This window comes from Sphingomonas citri (assembly GCF_019429485.1).
GTDB classification, from domain to species: Bacteria; Pseudomonadota; Alphaproteobacteria; order Sphingomonadales; family Sphingomonadaceae; genus Sphingomonas; species Sphingomonas citri.
Genome location: NZ_JAHXZN010000001.1, coordinates 1,400,037 through 1,415,968, shown reverse-complemented (window position 1 = coordinate 1,415,968; position 15,932 = coordinate 1,400,037). Strand labels below are relative to the sequence as shown.

Annotated in this window: 14 protein-coding genes; 10 read left to right on the top strand and 4 right to left on the bottom strand. The window is 65.7% G+C overall.

Features of this window, described 5'->3' with window-relative positions:
- Nucleotides 1–18: 18 nt before the first annotated feature.
- Nucleotides 19–672 (bottom strand): TonB family protein, encoded by a 654-nt coding sequence (locus KZ820_RS06565; RefSeq protein WP_219747760.1) that lies wholly within the window; start codon nucleotides 670–672, stop codon nucleotides 19–21.
- Between the two features lie 372 nt (nucleotides 673–1,044).
- Nucleotides 1,045–3,432, bottom strand: a complete 2,388-nt coding sequence (locus KZ820_RS06560) for a DUF5703 domain-containing protein (protein ID WP_219747759.1) — start codon at nucleotides 3,430–3,432, stop codon at nucleotides 1,045–1,047.
- 242 nt (nucleotides 3,433–3,674) lie between these two features.
- Between KZ820_RS06560 and KZ820_RS06555 the strand changes: the two genes are divergently transcribed.
- The 8 genes from KZ820_RS06555 (at nucleotide 3,675) to KZ820_RS06520 (ending at nucleotide 11,585) form a co-directional block, all read left to right on the top strand.
- The gene (locus tag KZ820_RS06555) at nucleotides 3,675–4,391 is read left to right on the top strand and encodes an IS6 family transposase (RefSeq protein WP_219747758.1); all 717 of its coding nucleotides are present in this window, start codon (nucleotides 3,675–3,677) and stop codon (nucleotides 4,389–4,391) included.
- Nucleotides 4,370–4,939: an aldo/keto reductase gene (locus KZ820_RS06550; protein ID WP_308462146.1), complete on the top strand. Its 570-nt coding sequence runs from the start codon at nucleotides 4,370–4,372 to the stop codon at nucleotides 4,937–4,939. Before KZ820_RS06555 ends, KZ820_RS06550 begins: the two co-directional genes overlap by 22 nt.
- A gap of 552 nt (nucleotides 4,940–5,491) precedes the next feature.
- On the top strand, nucleotides 5,492–6,427 hold the full coding sequence (locus KZ820_RS06545; protein WP_219747756.1) for a LysR family transcriptional regulator: 936 nt from the start codon (nucleotides 5,492–5,494) through the stop codon (nucleotides 6,425–6,427).
- 188 nt (nucleotides 6,428–6,615) lie between these two features.
- Nucleotides 6,616–7,032, top strand: coding sequence for a nuclear transport factor 2 family protein (locus tag KZ820_RS06540; RefSeq protein ID WP_219747755.1), 417 nt, complete (start codon nucleotides 6,616–6,618; stop codon nucleotides 7,030–7,032).
- 10 nt (nucleotides 7,033–7,042) lie between these two features.
- A complete protein-coding gene (locus KZ820_RS06535) occupies nucleotides 7,043–7,588 on the top strand; it encodes a 2Fe-2S iron-sulfur cluster-binding protein (RefSeq protein ID WP_219747754.1) in 546 nt (181 codons plus the stop codon).
- The gene (locus KZ820_RS06530; protein WP_219747753.1) at nucleotides 7,585–8,574 is read left to right on the top strand and encodes an FAD binding domain-containing protein; all 990 of its coding nucleotides are present in this window, start codon (nucleotides 7,585–7,587) and stop codon (nucleotides 8,572–8,574) included. The genes KZ820_RS06535 and KZ820_RS06530 overlap by 4 nt, the downstream gene beginning before the upstream one ends.
- Nucleotides 8,571–10,793: a xanthine dehydrogenase family protein molybdopterin-binding subunit gene (locus tag KZ820_RS06525; protein WP_219747752.1), complete on the top strand. Its 2,223-nt coding sequence runs from the start codon at nucleotides 8,571–8,573 to the stop codon at nucleotides 10,791–10,793. The genes KZ820_RS06530 and KZ820_RS06525 overlap by 4 nt, the downstream gene beginning before the upstream one ends.
- A gap of 42 nt (nucleotides 10,794–10,835) precedes the next feature.
- Nucleotides 10,836–11,585, top strand: coding sequence for a DJ-1/PfpI family protein (locus KZ820_RS06520; protein WP_219747751.1), 750 nt, complete (start codon nucleotides 10,836–10,838; stop codon nucleotides 11,583–11,585).
- A 25-nt stretch (nucleotides 11,586–11,610) separates the two neighbouring features.
- Here the strand turns inward: KZ820_RS06520 and KZ820_RS06515 are convergent, their stop codons facing one another.
- Nucleotides 11,611–12,273 (bottom strand): TetR/AcrR family transcriptional regulator, encoded by a 663-nt coding sequence (locus KZ820_RS06515; protein WP_219747750.1) that lies wholly within the window; start codon nucleotides 12,271–12,273, stop codon nucleotides 11,611–11,613.
- Between the two features lie 51 nt (nucleotides 12,274–12,324).
- On the opposite strand from KZ820_RS06515, the gene KZ820_RS06510 reads away from it, so the two are divergent.
- Entirely contained in the window at nucleotides 12,325–13,485 is a 1,161-nt protein-coding gene (locus tag KZ820_RS06510) for an FAD-dependent monooxygenase (protein WP_219747749.1), read from the top strand.
- A 109-nt stretch (nucleotides 13,486–13,594) separates the two neighbouring features.
- Here the strand turns inward: KZ820_RS06510 and KZ820_RS06505 are convergent, their stop codons facing one another.
- Nucleotides 13,595–14,479, bottom strand: a complete 885-nt coding sequence (locus tag KZ820_RS06505) for a LysR family transcriptional regulator (protein ID WP_219747748.1) — start codon at nucleotides 14,477–14,479, stop codon at nucleotides 13,595–13,597.
- A 95-nt stretch (nucleotides 14,480–14,574) separates the two neighbouring features.
- Between KZ820_RS06505 and KZ820_RS06500 the strand changes: the two genes are divergently transcribed.
- Nucleotides 14,575–15,711, top strand: a complete 1,137-nt coding sequence (locus tag KZ820_RS06500; RefSeq protein WP_219748139.1) for an aldo/keto reductase — start codon at nucleotides 14,575–14,577, stop codon at nucleotides 15,709–15,711.
- Nucleotides 15,712–15,932 lie beyond the last annotated feature (221 nt).

Below are 15,932 nucleotides of genomic sequence, written 5' to 3'. Positions count from 1 at the left end.
GGCGGCCGCAAGCGCCCATTATGGTGCCTCAGGGGCGTCACGGGGAGGTGTTTGGGCGGTCGTGAACTCAACCCTTTGCATGCGGACGACCGGCCACGGCTTGTCGGCCTTGTCTTTGGCCGGAGCGAAACGATATAGCTTTCTCATGGTAGCGCAGGCGCTCGCGTCGAACGCCTGAAAGCCGCTTGACTGCAAGACGGAACAGCGTTCGATCGCGCCCTGCTCGTTGACGAGGTATGTCAGAGCGATTTGGACAGACTTTCGCGCTTCGGGCAGCTTAGCAACCTCAAACACGATGTCGGGAGGGGACTGGGGCTTACCAGACGGCCCATCGAAGACGTTGGTCAATATCCATCGAACGCGTAGTCGGAGAATGCCATACATAGGCCGCTTATTTTCGTCTGCTGCCGGCGTGTACTTGCCCCGGAGCACCGCCGCTGCGCAGGCCTTTAAATCGAGGTCCTTGGACCCGCTGGAGGAGGCTACGCCGCACGTTTGCGGCTTTCCTGTCTGATCGACGAGAACCTCGACGACTGTCAAACCACTCTTCTCAAGGCCTGCGGCACGCGTGACATAGTCCTCGGGCGACAGCAATTCACTCTGATTGATAACCGTCGCAGGCGTCAATGCTGCTTGGGTCTCCTCAAGCATGAGCATAGCCAGCCAGATCATTTTCTACCTTTCCCCACTATGTGGCTGATGCTCTGTCGCAGCACCTCTCCCAGACGCCCGCCTAGGTCAGTTGATCACGCCACCATCCCCAGCTTCGAAGCGTAGTTTGCACCGCAGAGTACGTGCAAGGGGTATACGCGTCGGACAAAAGGCATTCTGACCATATCGAGCGTTCCCGACGCTCTGTAGCGCACTTCGCGGCGGAGGACCCCACGGCCGAGATGTCGACGGTGCTCAATACAAGCGCTGTCGGTCCTGCCTTTTTGCGGACGCAACGGCACGGCCCGTCCGGCGTGCTGTCGCGCGCGATGAGGTGAACAAGCGTCCGAAATTGGGCGGCCGACAGGCGGCCCTGAGTGACCGAAATTGGGTCTAGCTAGGCTCAAGGCCGTTCGCCCATGCCGGCAGCACCACCCGCGACTGGGCGGCAGGGGGTTCAACCAACAGCGCGACCAACCGGCCCGCTTGCAGGGTGGCATCGACGCGGGTGCCGTGCGGCGCGTGAAGGCGAAAGTCGACGTCCCAATCGCGTGGCCAGGCGGGGAAGAGGTGGATCGAGTTGCCGGGCGTCTGCATCAGCATCTCCTGTAGACCGATCATCCCCGACCCGCCCCAGTTATGATCCGGCGCCCAGTCGTGACCGGGACCCCAGAAGGTCGGATAGCGGCGGCCCGAATCGTCCAACTTGTGCGCGGTGAGCTTGGCAGCCTCGTCGGTCAGGCCAAGGCGGGCGCAGAAGATCGCATCCTGGTGCCAGCTCTTGATGTCCTTCTGCGCAGCCGTGTCGATCCCGTGGTGCCAGGTGTCGACCGCGAGTTGAAGGTCGGGGAGGCCGACGCCGAAGCGATGGTATGGAAAAACCGGGTACAGCTGCGGGATCTCGACGTTCTGGATACGGTCCCATAGCGCGGCGGGCGCGATCACCTCACGGTCGCCCATGCGGCGGGTCGGGAGCGTCGGCAAGGTCGCGCGCAGGGCAGCGTAGCGCGCGCGAAGCGCCGTGCCGAGCATCCGTTCGGGCAGGGCGAGCAGGGCGGCCAGAACTGCGTCCAGGCCGGCGATGGTGACGGTCGAGTTCAGCGTGTTCTTGTAGGTCTCGCACGCGGTGCCCGGGAAGAGGACCAGTTTGCCGTCGGCGCCCAGCTCGGATCCGGTGATGCGCGCGTGCTCCCGCCGGTAATGCTCGTCGAAGAAGGTGAGGCAGCTGTCGACGAACGCGAGGTCGCCCGACACGTCGGCACCGGTGAAACGACCGACCTCAAGCATCATGAGGCAGAATTCGAGGACGGTGTCCCAGAGATAATCGACGAAGGCGCTGTCCTCCACCCCAGGCATGCGTGTGGCGGGCTTGTTCCAGGTCCGCTGCCAGCCCCACTCCTGCCCGCAGCAGAGGCCGAAATTCTCGATCTGCTCGACGAAACATGCGCCCTTGTGCCCCCAATAACGCTGCGTCCGCAGCTCCGCCGTGCGGCGGAGCCGACGGTAGAAGTCGAGTTGCGGTCGCATGAGGTCGGCGTCGCCGCTCTTCAGCATCGGCCAATGGACCAGCCGCTGGTTCTGCGCGGTGAACTCGCCGCCGCCCCAGGCGCGATAATCGGGTGAGAGGCGCAGCTCGGGCTGGGTAAACTCGGGGTCGACCGTGAAATTGCCACCATTGAACTTGGTCGGCCAGGCGCCGCGTGCGTTGGTGCCAAGCTGGTGGCGGAAGAGCTGGTAGTTGCGCCCGATGCGCCACGGCTGGCTGTTCGGCCGAGCGCCGCCGGGCTCGACCACGATCCAGCTGCGCTCCCAGAAGGACCGCCACCATCGTCGGCTGCGCCGGCGAGACACTGCCGCGCCCGGATCCGACATAGCCAGCCGGCGCAGGCCCGCGATCCACTCATCGCGCGTCGGCACCTGGGCGATGTGGCAGAAGAGGCGGAGCGCGTGCCGGCGCCGCGGGCGGCGGCTGCCGAGCGTCCAGCCGATGAAGGCGGTGCTGGCATATCGTCCCTCGGCCGTACCGGCAGGAACGAACCCGTCACCGCGCAACAAGGCGCCGAAGCCCAGCCCGGCGAGCGGGTTGCACAGCTGAGCCTTTACCTTATCCAGCCCCTGCTGCTCGACGAGCAGGTCGAAGACGCTGTCGTCTCGATTGTGGTGAAGGCTGAGCACACCACCCTCTGCGAAGCCGACCTCATCGGCATATTGGTGCGGTGTGACGGGCGCGCCATCATAGGCGCGGTGCATCGACATCTCGGCCAGCAGATAGTCGCGGTCGTGCGTTCGCCAGCTTTCCCAGGTCGCCGTCATCGCGACAGCGGCGGTGCTCTCAACCGCGACGCGGACGATCGGTGCCGCGACGTCCGCCCACAGCGTGACGACGATATCGCCGCAGGTCACCACCATCTCGCCCGTCACGAGGTTGAGGCGCTGCTCGAAGGAGGCGCCGCGGCCGAACGGCGACGGATCGAAGCGGAGCCGCGCGCGGCCGAGCTTTAGATAGCTGTTGGTCTCGTCGAACGCGCCGCTGCGGGCGACGTAGAACAGCACGTCGTCGCCCTCGACCCACACGTTCAGCCCGATATCGCCCGCCCCGCAGGGCATTGACTCGCCCGCGTTGCGGCTGGCGCTGCGCCACACGGGATCATAGCCGGCCATGCGTCGATCGAGCGGATCGACACCGTCTTGCCGCCACTCGGCGCCGGCACCAGGGCTCGCCGAGGCGACCACGGCCGTCGCCGTCAGACCCGCCAGCGTCGCGCGTTTCGCCTCATCCATGGTGCAGTGTCGCGGCTGATGAGCGGCGAGGCAAGGATTGGTGCACAAAGGTGCCTAGTTGGCGGACAAATCTGCGCCTATCTCTCGCGATCGCAAGATGGACCACGCCTAGAGAGCTGATGGCCAGATGGTGCCTTCTCCTGGTGCTGACGCGATTGACCTTGAGGTGGCTGGGAACGGCGCTCGATGCGGCTCTGTCAAAGCTAATGCACTCCCGGAGCTCGCCGGGGTAGGAGAGGGGCATGCCCCGCCCGCGCAAGCCAGCCAGTCCGTTTCGCTACTTCAACTCGTCGCCCGAGGTGATCCGCCTGGTGGTGCTGATGTATGTGCGCTTCCCGCTGTCGCTGCGGAACGTGGAAGACCTGCTGTTCGAGCGCGGGATCGACATCTGCCACGAGACGGTGAGGCTGTGGTGGAACAGGTTCGGTCCGCTGTTCGCGGGCGAGGTGCGGCGGCAGCGGGTGAGCCGCATGCGCGGCTTCCGGCACTGGCGCTGGCACCTCGATGAAATGTACGTGAAGTTGAATGGCGAGATGGTCTACCTGTGGCGAGCGGTGGATCACGAGGGCGAAATCCTCGAGAGCTACGTTACCAGGACACGCGACAAGAAGGCAGCGCTCTCCTTCATGAAGAAGGCGCTCAAGCGCCACGGCTCACCTGAGGCGATCATCACCGATGGTCTGCGCTCCTACGGTGCCGCGTTGACCGAGCTTGGCAACCGCGAGAAGCAGGAGGTGGGTCGCTGGGCTAACAACCGGGTGGAGAACTCGCACCTGCCCTTCAGGCGACGAGAGCGAGCGATGCTGCGCTTCCGACAGATGCGAACGTTACAGAAGTTCGCCTCGGTCCACGCCAACGTCCACAATCACTTCAACCACGAACGTCACCTCGTCGACCGTCAGACCTACAAGCAACGCCGCTCCGCGGCGCTGGCTCAGTGGCAGGCGCTCGCCAGCTGATCCGTTGCCCACAAAGCTCGAGGTGCATCGTGCAGAGACGAGTTCGCGTTAGACTGACAGCACCTGTCGCCGCCTTGCAGAGCGAGTATTCTATTTGGGAGCGGAACCTCGATGACGAGATCCTGCCGCTGCTCGCAGAGCTGGGCATCGGCCTCGTTCCTTTCAGCCCTCTCGGTCGGGGGTTCCTGACGGGTACGGCCAAGCGCGCGGAGGACTATCCTGCCGGAGATTTCCGCTCAACGGGCGATCCCCGTTTGCAGGGTGCGAACTTCGACGCCAATCAACGTATCGCCGACTTGGTACGCGAGATCGCGGCACCATACGGCGCGACGCCGGGGCAAGTGGCGCTCGCCTGGTTGCTTCAGAAGGGGAATGGCATCGTCCCGATCCCGGGGACGAAGCGACGAAGCTATCTGGAGGAGAACCTCGCCGCTGACGACTTGATGCTTTCGCAGGACGACGTAGCGCGTCTGGACGGCGCCGTGGCGACGCTCGGCGTATCAGGCGAGCGCTACGGTGAGAAGGCGCTGACGATGGTGGATCGCTGAAGCCGGCGGGGTCGCACAGACTGGCATGCTTATCGTCGCAGACTTCTATAAAGTTTTTACTGCGACCGCGATCATTGCAGTTCCTCTTCTGGCGATATCAGACCGGTCCGCGGAGCCAATTAGCATGCGGAACGTACGCGATCGCGGATCCCTCCCGGCTGGTCGTCGCCGAGCGCCCTGGAACTCGTTCGTCGGTGAGCGGCGGCGCCATAAGATCGGCTCAGGGCGGACAAAAAGGAGCGTCCAAGGGTCACACAACTCCTCGGGAGGGGGGCTCGACCGTCGCTATCCTTGGGTTACAAAGGCTTGCGGCGAAACCTCGAGGGAGGCTCCCTGATCGGAGCGGACGCGATCGCCACCCTTCGTGAGCAGCGCGGCAGATGCGGTAGTCTGGTCGCCTCGCTCGGTGATTGCGCTGCTGCCCCTCTCTGCCAGATACGCTGCGTAAGCGAGCTGAAAAGCACTCAGCCCGCCGCGTCGATTCTCGGCGAAGACACTGGCGGGCTGAACGACCCATTGCTTCTGAATGACGGGAAAGGAGTTTGGCCTCGCGTGCTGTTCGACGGTCGGATCATCTCCGGAATAACCGTGTTCGTCGCCGTTGCGCGTGCCGAAAGCTATGGGCGCGCGGCCGAACAGATAGGATTGTCGCGGTCGGGCGTCGGCAAGGCGATTGGGCGGCTCGAGGAACGGACAGGGATGCGGCTGTTCGACCGCACCAGCCGGCACCTCAAACTCACCGATGAAGGACGTGCGTTGCTGGAGGAAGTCACTCCGCTACTCGCCGAGCTCGGCCGCATCGCGACGCCTTCTCGGCCCGACAAGGTGAAGGGCCGGATCAGGATTACCACCGACGGGGCGTTCGGACCGTATCTGCTCATCCCACTGCTCCCGCGCTTTCTAGCCGAATACCCGAAAGTGAAGGTCGATGTGCTCGTGCGTGACCGTGTTGATAATCTCCTGGCGGAGGGCGTCGATCTCGCCCTTCGCTTCGGCGAGCCGGAAGCGCGTGATCTCAACAAGCAGCTGCTGCTGCAAAGTCGCGTGGTAACCTGCGCCAGTGCAGAGTATATCGCCAGGCATGGCACGCCGGCTGCGCCGCATGACCTGCTGAGCGGGCATACCTGTGTGCGTATGTTCGATGACACAACGGGCAGGCCCCACCTCTGGCACTTCGTCAACGCAGCGGGTGAGCAGCACGTCGTGGCGCCCGACTGCGGCTTGACGTTGAATGATGCGCCTTCGCTCGTCGCCGCCGCACTCAACGATTTCGGGATCGTCCGGCTCCTCGACGTCGTAGCGTCAGAACACCTCCGTACCGGTCGTTTGGTGGAGGTGCTGCCGGAGTGGAACCACCTGCAATGGCCGGGGTACCTTTATACGCCGGCACAAGCGCATCAATCGCACGCGATTGAGGCCTTCAAAGATTTTATCCGCCGCTATGGGGAGAAATGTGAGGGAACGGTCGCCTGCTCATCCTGGACGTGACTGACGGTCCGTCTACGCGAGACGTTTAGGCGACAGACGCTCGCTGGGCCTGCGTGTTAACGCCTCAACTGCGCATCGTTGCGCGTGGGAGGCTGTCGCAGATGACACCGGTAATTGTGTCGCCCCTGGCTTCGCTGGCTCTCATCGGCATCGGGTCTGCGCCAGCGCTTGCACAGGAGAGACCGGCCGTGACGGCGTCAACAACGGAGGGCAGTCGTGCCTTCATCGCCGAGGCGTTCGCTAAATGGGCGAGAGGCGAAGGCGATGTTTTCAGCCTGCTCGCCGATGACGTGGTATGGCACATCACCGGCAACGATCCGGCGGTCTCGCAAACCCACCGTTCGCGCCAGGCGCTTCTCGACGCTGCGGCAGGGCCGCTGCGCGAGCGACTGGCGGCGCCCTTGAGGCCGGAGGTCAAGCGCATCTGGGCCGACGGCGACGATGTGATCGTGCAATGGGACGGAACTGCTCCGTTCCCCGACGGCACGCGATACCGCAACACCTATCTCTGGATCTTGACGGTGCGCGGGTCCCGGATCGTGGAGGTCACGGCCTTCCTCGACATTCCGACGTTCAAGGCGGCGCTCGCGCGCCCCAGGCCGTGACGGGGCGGCGATGGATTGGATCGACGCCGAGGTCGAAGCCCCGCTCACATTGCGGGTCAACGGCGTACCACATTCGGTGCGGATCGACACCCGCACTACGCTGCTCGATGCCCTGCGCGAGCGCTTCGGACTGACCGGGACCAAGAAAGGGTGCGATCATGGCCAATGCGGCGCCTGCACCGTGCTGGTGAACGGCCGACGGATCAACAGCTGCCTTTCGCTGGCAATGATGCACGCCGACGACGAGATCACCACGATCGAGGGTGTGGGGGCACCCGGCGCGTTGCACCCGTTGCAGACCGCGTTCATCGACGCGGACGGGTTCCAATGCGGCTACTGCACGTCCGGGCAGATCTGCTCGGCCCTCGGCATGCTGGAGGAAGTCGCTGCCGGCTGGCCGAGCCATGTCAGTGGTGACCTGATGCCCGCGCCGCCACTCGATCTCGGCGAGATCTGCGAGCGGATGAGCGGTAATCTCTGCCGGTGCGCAGCCTACCCGCGGATCGTGGCGGCGATCCAATCCTATGCTGCCAGCAGGGAGGGGGAGGGGGCATGATCGCCTTCGACTATCTGCGCGCGGCAGACCGCGATCAGGCCCTCTCCGCCGCTCAGTCGCGCGACGGCGCGCGCTTCATCGCCGGCGGCACCAACCTGCTCGACCTGATGAAGTTGCAGGTCGAGGCGCCGCGCCGACTGGTGGACATCGGCGCACTGGATCTGCGCCAGATCGAGCGGACCGACGAAGGTGGGCTGCGCATTGGCGCCCTGGTGTCGAACGCGGATCTCGCGGCGCACCCGCTCGTCCGGGCACGTTATCCCGTCCTGTCGCGCGCGATTCTGGCCGGCGCGTCAGCCCAGCTTCGCAACAAGGCGACCACTGCGGGAAACCTGCTCCAGCGGACGCGCTGCTACTTCTTCTACGACCCGGCCGTGCCGTGCAACAAGCGCACGCCTGGATCGGGCTGCTCGGCGATCGGCGGGTTCAACCGGATCATGGCGGTCCTGGGCACGTCCGAGCAGTGCATCGCGTCTCACCCGTCGGACATGGCGGTGGCGATGCGCGTCCTCGATGCGCGCGTCGAGACGGTGCTGCCATCAGGTGAGCGCCGCGCGCTGAGCCTGGACGAGCTCTACCGGCTGCCCGGCGACACGCCGCAGATAGAGACGCACTTGCAGCCGGGCGAACTGATCACCGCGGTGCTGCTGCCCTCTCCCCCCACCGGCCGGCAAACGTATCGCAAGGTGCGCGATCGTGCTTCCTACGCCTTCGCGCTGGTGTCGGTCGCCGGCATCGTCTCGATGGAGCAGGATCGGATAAGCGGGGCCGCGCTGGCCTTCGGCGGCGTCGGCACCATGCCTTGGCGCGATCGTGCCGCCGAAGACCTTCTGGTCGGCCAGCAGCCGAGCCGCGCCTTGTTCGATCAGGCGGCGGACACTGTGCTCGCAGCGGCGATCGGGCACGGCGAGAACGACTTCAAGATACCCCTGCTGCGCCGCACGCTGGCTGCGGTGCTGGGTAAGCTGACGGAGACGGTCGCATGAGCGAGGCGAGCATCACCATGGACGCGCCGTTCGAGCGCTCGTTGCTGGACACCGCGCCCGCGCCGCTCGTGGGCACTTCGGTTAGCCGCGTCGACGGGCCGTTCAAGGTGACCGGGCAGGCGCGCTATGCCGCCGAGCACGGTTCCGGCGATCTGGCGTACGGTATGTTGGTGCGCGCTCCAGTCGGTAGCGGGCGTATCGATCGGCTGGACACTGCGGCTGCAGAGGCGATGCCGGGCGTGCTTGCCGTCATCACCGACGCTCGACTGATCCGCAACGGCGGAGACTTCGCCGGGGCTGCGGCGCCGCCGCACGGCTCGCGCGACGTGGTGTATTTCGGCCAGCCGATCGCTCTGGTCGTGGCGGACAGCTTCGAGCGGGCGCGCGCAGCCGCGTCTGCGGTGCGGCTCTCGTATGAGCGAAAGCCCGGCGTTTTCGACCTGGCAGAGGTGCTGGACTCGGCAGAACCGCCGACCAACGACATCTTCGGCCTGTTCCTGATCCATACCGAACAGGGCGATGTCGCGGGCGCGCTGAAGCAGGCAGCCGTCGTCGTCGATGAGGTATGGACCACGCCCAGTCAGAGCCATGCCCCGATGGAGCCGCATGCCACGGTGGCGCAGTGGGACGGCAGGCGCCTGACATTGCACGGCAGTTATCAGTCACCGGTGACGACGCGCGACCAGCTGGCGACGCTGCTGGGACTTGAGACCGCACAGGTGCGGGTGCTGGCGCCGTTCGTGGGCGGTGGCTTCGGCAGCAAGCTCGGCCTCATGCCCGAAGCGGCGGCTGCGGCGATCGCCGCGCAACGGCTCGGCCGGCCAGTCAAGGTGGCGTTGCCACGCCAGCATGTCTTCGAGATGACCGGCCGACGTCCGGCCACGCACCAGCGCCTGCGCTTAGGCGCCGACGCAGACGGCAAGCTCACCACGATCGCGCACGAGACGATCACCGATCAGCTGGAAGGTGAGATGTTTTTCGAGCCAGCCGGCATCGCGACGCATCTACTGTACGCCGCCCCCAATCGTCTGGTCGATCACAAGGTCGCGCGGGTGAACAAATTGCTGGGCGTCTCCATGCGCGCGCCCGGCGAAGGGGTGGGGCAGCTGTCGCTTGAGTGCGCGATGGACGAGCTGGCGGAGAAGCTCGATCTGGATCCCGTCGAATTGCGCCTGCGCAACGAGCCCGAGGTGCATCCTGAGACCGGCCAGGCGTTCAGCAGCCGTTCGCTCGCCGAATGCCTGCGCGTCGGTGCCGAGCGGTTCGGCTGGACGGCGCGCAACCGCGCTCCCGGGCGATGCCGGGACGGCGAGTGGCTGATCGGGCACGGCATGGCCGCGTCGGCGCGCGGCAACCTGTTCGGACCGGCCAAAGTGCGCGTGCGGATCGACGCGGACGGACTGGCGGCGGTTGAAACCGAGATGACCGATATCGGTACCGGCACCTACACGATCCTGTCACAGATCGTTGCCGACCTGCTGGGAGTGGCGCTCGATCGGGTCGAGGTGCGGCTGGGCGATACCGACGCTCCGACCAGCGCCGGATCGGGTGGTAGCTGGGGCGCGACCACCGCCGGCTCTGCCGTCTACGCCGCCTGCGAGAAATTGCGCGTCATGCTGGCAGAGGCGGCCGGCGTGACAAGCGGGAATGCGGTCTTCGCCGACGGCATGATCGTGGCCGGCGAGGTTCGGCGGCCGCTCTCCGAGCTGGTCGGCAACGGCATGGTGGTTGATGGTGCCACAGCTCCCGGGACGAGCAATGCCCATTTCAGCCAGTCGTCCTATGGCGCCCATTTCTGCGAGATGCGCGTGAATGCCGTCACAGGAGAGATGCGCGTCGCGCGTTGGAACAGCGTGTTCGCTGCCGGCCGCATTCTCAACACCAAGACAGCGACTTCCCAGGCGATCGGCGGCATCGTGTTCGGGATCGGCGGCGCTCTGACCGAGGAGCTCGTTCACGATGTCCGCACGGGCAAGGTCGTGAACCGCGACCTCGGCGAATACCACGTGCCGGTGCATGCCGACATCCCGGACATCGACGTGCTCTACCTCGAGGAGCGGGATCGTCTGGCCAACCCGCTGCTGGCCAAGGGTATCGGAGAGCTAGGCGTGTGCGGTTCGGGTGCGGCGGTCGCCAACGCGATCTATAACGCGACCGGTGTACGGGTTCGGGACTTTCCCATTACCCTCGACAAGCTGTTTCCCGGAATCACGCCGTGAGCGCTTGTCTGACCTGGGCAGTGCGGGAGAGCATCCGCAGCGATGTCGATCGCCGAACAGCTTACGCGACGAGTGATGATCGGCGGCGCCGCCGCCGCGATCGTCGCGGGCGCGAAGTCGGCTCTCGCGGGGAGGTTAGATCCACTGGCGTCTACGCATGACCAGCAGGTGGAGGTGATGAAGCCAAAGCAGATCGGCATCGTCCTGTTCGATGACTTCGAGACGCTGGACGTGTTCGGCCCGGTACAGATGTGGGGTCGTTTGGCGGACCATGGACTGACGTTCGTTTCGGCGGACGGACGCCCGGTGCAGTCATCGCATGGTGTTCGGATTACACCGGACCATTCGTTCGCCTCCGCCCCGCCGCTCGACGTGCTGATGGTGCCCGGCGGGGCGGGCACCCGCCGCCTCGTCGATGACGCGGCGCTGCTCGCATTCGTTCGCCGGCAGGACGAGGGCAGCTCGTGGACCACGTCGGTTTGTACAGGCGCGGCGATCCTGGCGAGGGCGGGCGTCCTCGATGGCCGGGCGGCGACCACCAACAAACTCGCTTTCGAATGGGTCAGATCCCAGTCGGACGCGGTGATCTGGCGTTCCCGGGCGCGCTGGGTCGTTGATGGCAAGTACGTCACCTCCTCCGGCGTGTCGGCGGGAACCGACATGGCGCTGGCGCTGGTGGAGCGTCTGTATGACCGCACGGCGGCTAGAGCGGCAGCCGCCGTCGCCGAGTACCATTGGAACGACGACCCCGAAAGCGATCCCTTCGCGGTCCGACCTTTGAAGGGCGGGTAGGTGACCTTCGACGACCGTTTCTAAGTCACCGCGTGCCTGCGAGCGAGGTTCCTTCAACGGCGGTCAACGCACCGACGACCCCTCGATCGACGATCGAAAGAAAGACGCTCTTGGCGGCCTGCGCGTCACCCGTCCGGCTCAGTTCATCGTGCGCCCGCAGGAATGCCGTGCTCCATGCCGAGGTGATCAGCCCCGCTGCCAGAAAGGCAAAGTTCTCGTCGTCTTCGTCGGACAGCTCCTGCCGGAAGAGTAACGCCAGATCCTTGACGAAATCGTCGCGCATCTGCCGCGCGCGCGCCTTCAGCGTCTCGCTCGCCTGTGCCGTCTCGACGAACACCCGCGTAGCTTCGAACAAGGGAAAGGCCTCCGACGGCTGCTCGATCATGCGGTGCGCGAGGGTCCCCAAGGCTTCGATCGGCGAGCTACCCGGCGTGCGTGACCGAACCGTCTCGAACGCCAGCGCGCGTGCCTCCTCCTCACGGTCGAAGAACATGTCCTCCTTGCGGGGAAAATGGTTGAAGACCGTCATGCGGCCAACGTCAGCGGCGTTCGCGATCTCGTCGATGGTCACCTGATCGAACCCGCGCTCCATGAACAGGCGCGTCGCGACGTCAGAGATCGCCTGGCGAGTGGCCATGCGCTTGCGGGTACGCCTGTCTGGCCGCAGGTCATTGTTCGTATTGCGCATTAACATGTACTCGGTATATGTCCGTAGCTCGTCCAGATTGAGGATGTTTTTATGGTGTCGTCAACCTTCAACGAGCGTGGGGCAGACGTAGGTCGCCGCGCGGCCCTCATCAGCGGTGCCAGCTTCGCCGGCCTAGCGACCGCCTACGGCCTGAACCGGCTCGGCTATCAGGTCACCGTCGTGGAGGCGGCTGCGGGATTGCGGCGCGGTGGAACGCCTGTGGATATCGAGGGCGAGACGATCGCGATCCTCGAACAAATGGGGCTCGTCGAGCTCGTTCGTGCCAAGGCACTGCCGTCGCGCCGCTTCGAGTTCAAGAACGCGGACAACACGACACTGGGGTCGATCGGGGTCAGCGGCGATCAAGCCTCCGAGGTACGATACGAGATCCATCGCGACGATCTGCTCGACATCCTGTTCGGCGCGGTGGCCAACGACGTCGAGGTGCTGTTTGGCCGATCCATCTCGAGCCTCGACGAACAGGCCGAAAGCGTGTCCGTGACCTTGAACGATGGCAAGCGCCGCGACGTCGCCTTAATGGTGGGGTGCGATGGCAACCGGTCGAACACGCGGCGACTTGTATTCGGGAACGGAGACCAATTCACCTATTTTCTGGGTGGGTATTTCTTCCTGAAGGTCGTGCCAGAGACGGGGTTGGTGGCCGCCGACACGAGCGAGGTTTTCCGCGCGCCCGGGCGGATGGCCATGCTCAACGGCTACGATGATCGGACCGACATCGGCTTCGGTTTCCGCACCGACGCCGAGATCGCCTATGACTATCGCGACCGCGCGCAGCAGCGGCGACTGATCCAGCAGCGGTGCGGCGACCTGGGCTGGAAGGTGCCCGACATGCTGGCCTCCGTCGCGGGCGACGATGACTTCTACTTCGACAGGATCAATCAGATCCGGATGCCATGTTGGTCTCGTGGGCGGGTCGTTCTGGTGGGCGACGCGGGCTACTGCGTCTCTCCGCTCGCTGGTCTCGGCGGCTCGATGGCGATCATCGGTGCCGGTCGCCTGGCGGCCGCTTTGGAGCGATTTCCTGACGATCATGCTTCAGCGTTCCGTCATTATGAGGACGAGTTGCGGCCGTTCGTTGAGCAGATCCAGCAGCGGGCGGCGGACGAAGGCATGTCGACGATGTGTCCGGCCGACGAGGCGGAGCTCGCCGCTCGCGATCGAGAGATCGCCGCGGGTCACATGGGCTGGTGACCCCTCCCATACAGCTTCGAGGAGCGTCACGAGCGTTGCCCGCCGGATCAACGACTGGCCGAGATAGAGAGCGGACAAGGGCGCCTGCAGTGATCGTTTCCGGGTCAGGTCACGCGCGAAGCGCATCGATCAGCGCGCGCAATGCCGGAGAGACCCGACGATCGGGGTAGTAGAGACGGCAGCCGGGGTAGGGCGGGCACCAGGGCGCCAGCACCTGGACCAGCCGACCATCGGCGATCTCGTCGGCGACGTCGTGCTCCATCATGTAGCCCAGGCCCACGCCGGCGCGCACCGCCGCGCCTGCCAGCACCTCGTCGTTGACGATCAGCTGCCCCGGCACCTTGAGCCTCACGTCACGCCCTGCGTCCTCGAACTCCCACGGCAGGAGGCCACCCCCGCCGAGCAGGCGATAGTTGACGCAGACATGCCGATCGAGCTCGGCGAGGGTTGCAGGCGGCGGGTGCCGCGCGAAGTAAGCGGGGGTCCCGACCACGACGGTGCGCAGGTCTGGGCCCACCGGCACGGCGACCATGTCCTTCTCAACCGCCTCGCTGAGCCGGATGCCGGCATCGAAGCCGCCGGCGACGAGGTCGATCAGCCGATCCTCGACGATCACTTCCACCGAAACGTCCGGATGGTCGAGCAGGAACTGCGGCAATCGCGGCGCCAGGATCGTCCGCGCGGCATAGCCGAAGGTCGCGAGCCGAACGGTGCCGGACGGAGCGCCGCGCCAGTCCGCGAGCGATGCCACGCCGTCCCGCACCTGCGCCAGCGCTGGATCGAGCGATTGAAGTAGCTGCTGTCCGGCGGCGGTGGGCGCGACGGAGCGCGTCGTGCGGGCGAGCAGCCGCACGCCGAGCCGTCGCTCTAGCGCCGCCATCGCGTGGCTCAGCGCGGACGGGGATAGCCCCAGCTCAGCCGCCGCGCGCGTGAAGCTGCGTGTCCGCGCGACGCTGGCGAAGGCTGCGAGATCGTCGAGGTCACCGCGCCGCATTGATGCATCCTGCTCACAAGCCCTTGCGATCGGCAACGGCTAATCCTGACAATGCTCGGGGCGTACCTGTGTTCGGGAACGAGGAGTGCTGCACCATGGACCTGACATCTTATCGCACGCTGGGCCGCTCGGGCCTGGCGGTGAGTCCGCTGGCGCTCGGCACGATGACCTTCGGCGCGGGCAGATGGGGCGCCGAGGAAGACGGAGCGCGAGCAATCTTCGACGCCTATGTCGACGCGGGTGGAAATCTCATCGATACCGCCGACGTCTACTCGGGCGGCGAGAGCGAGGCCATGATCGGTCGCTTTCTCCGGGAGCGCGGCGGTCGCGACCGACTGGTGATCGCCACCAAGTCGGGCTTCCCGCGCTGCCCGGGCAACCCGCTCGCGGGCGGCAACTCGGCGCGCAACATCCGGGATGGTCTCGAGGGATCGCTGCGGCGGCTCGGCTGCGGCCATATCGACATGTACTGGACGCATGTGTGGGACCGCACGACGCCGCCGGAGGAGGTGCTGCGCGCGCTGACCGATGCGGTGCGCCGCGGCGATATCCTCTACTACGGCTTCTCCAACGCCCCCGCTTGGTATGCCGCGCAGGTGGCCACCCTGGCCCGTGCCCACGGACTGCCGCAACCGGTCGGGCTGCAGTACAGCTACTCGCTTCTTGATCGAGGCGTCGAGCTGGACCTGATCCCAGCAGGCCGAGCACTGGGCCTGGGGCTGGTGGCCTGGAGCCCGCTCGCCTTCGGCATGCTGACGGGCAAGTACGGGCGCGACAAGCTCGCAGCATTTGGGCCGGCGGGCGGTGTTCCTAACAAGCGGGGAAAGCCGGGTGGCGGCAGCGATGGCCGGCTGAACGGCGACAATCCTTATGGCGGAATGCTGTTCACAGAGGCGAACTTCAGCATCGTCGACGAGCTGCGCGCGGTGGCGGAGGAGGTTGGTCGGACGATGGCGCAAGTCGCGCTCGCGTGGGTGATGAACCGGCCGGGCGTCTCTTCCGTGTTGCTCGGCGCGAGCCGACCCGAGCAGGTCCGGGAGAACGTCGCGTCGCTCGACATCGTGCTGTCCTCATCGCAGCAGCAGCGTCTCGACGCGGCGGGAGCGCTGCCGCCGCTCAACCCCTATTTCATCTTTGATTTGCCGTTAACGAGCATCTTCGGCGGCACCGCCGTCCGACGCTGGGGTGAGGCTACCGGCAGATCTTACGACCATACGGGCTTGGTCGCTTGATAAGTAGGCCGGGCACGTGGACGTTTGTTCCCGTCGATGAACAAGCGTCTCTTCGTGACGGCGGCAGCGAACCGCGCTAGCGGCGGATTGTTGAGTCCTCTCTGAGGAGTGGCTCGCGGTGCGCTTGGGCCCATAAGGAGCGATCGAATGTGGGCATGGGGTAAGGGAAGCTAGAGCGTTCACCCGACCCTTGCGGGCGCCGAGGCCGTCACTCGTGCGGC

Excerpts from the sequence above, each read along its gene's own strand:
- KZ820_RS06565 (WP_219747760.1), bottom strand. The coding sequence starts at position 672 with ATGATCTGGCTGGCTATGCTCATGCTTGAGGAGACCCAAGCAGCATTG.
- KZ820_RS06560 (WP_219747759.1), bottom strand. The coding sequence starts at position 3,432 with ATGGATGAGGCGAAACGCGCGACGCTGGCGGGTCTGACGGCGACGGCC.
- KZ820_RS06555 (WP_219747758.1), top strand. The coding sequence starts at position 3,675 with ATGCCCCGCCCGCGCAAGCCAGCCAGTCCGTTTCGCTACTTCAACTCG.
- KZ820_RS06535 (WP_219747754.1), top strand. The coding sequence starts at position 7,043 with ATGGATTGGATCGACGCCGAGGTCGAAGCCCCGCTCACATTGCGGGTC.
- KZ820_RS06530 (WP_219747753.1), top strand. The coding sequence starts at position 7,585 with ATGATCGCCTTCGACTATCTGCGCGCGGCAGACCGCGATCAGGCCCTC.
- KZ820_RS06525 (WP_219747752.1), top strand. The coding sequence starts at position 8,571 with ATGAGCGAGGCGAGCATCACCATGGACGCGCCGTTCGAGCGCTCGTTG.
- KZ820_RS06520 (WP_219747751.1), top strand. The coding sequence starts at position 10,836 with ATGTCGATCGCCGAACAGCTTACGCGACGAGTGATGATCGGCGGCGCC.
- KZ820_RS06515 (WP_219747750.1), bottom strand. The coding sequence starts at position 12,273 with ATGCGCAATACGAACAATGACCTGCGGCCAGACAGGCGTACCCGCAAG.
- KZ820_RS06510 (WP_219747749.1), top strand. The coding sequence starts at position 12,325 with ATGGTGTCGTCAACCTTCAACGAGCGTGGGGCAGACGTAGGTCGCCGC.
- KZ820_RS06505 (WP_219747748.1), bottom strand. The coding sequence starts at position 14,479 with ATGCGGCGCGGTGACCTCGACGATCTCGCAGCCTTCGCCAGCGTCGCG.
- KZ820_RS06500 (WP_219748139.1), top strand. The coding sequence starts at position 14,575 with ATGGACCTGACATCTTATCGCACGCTGGGCCGCTCGGGCCTGGCGGTG.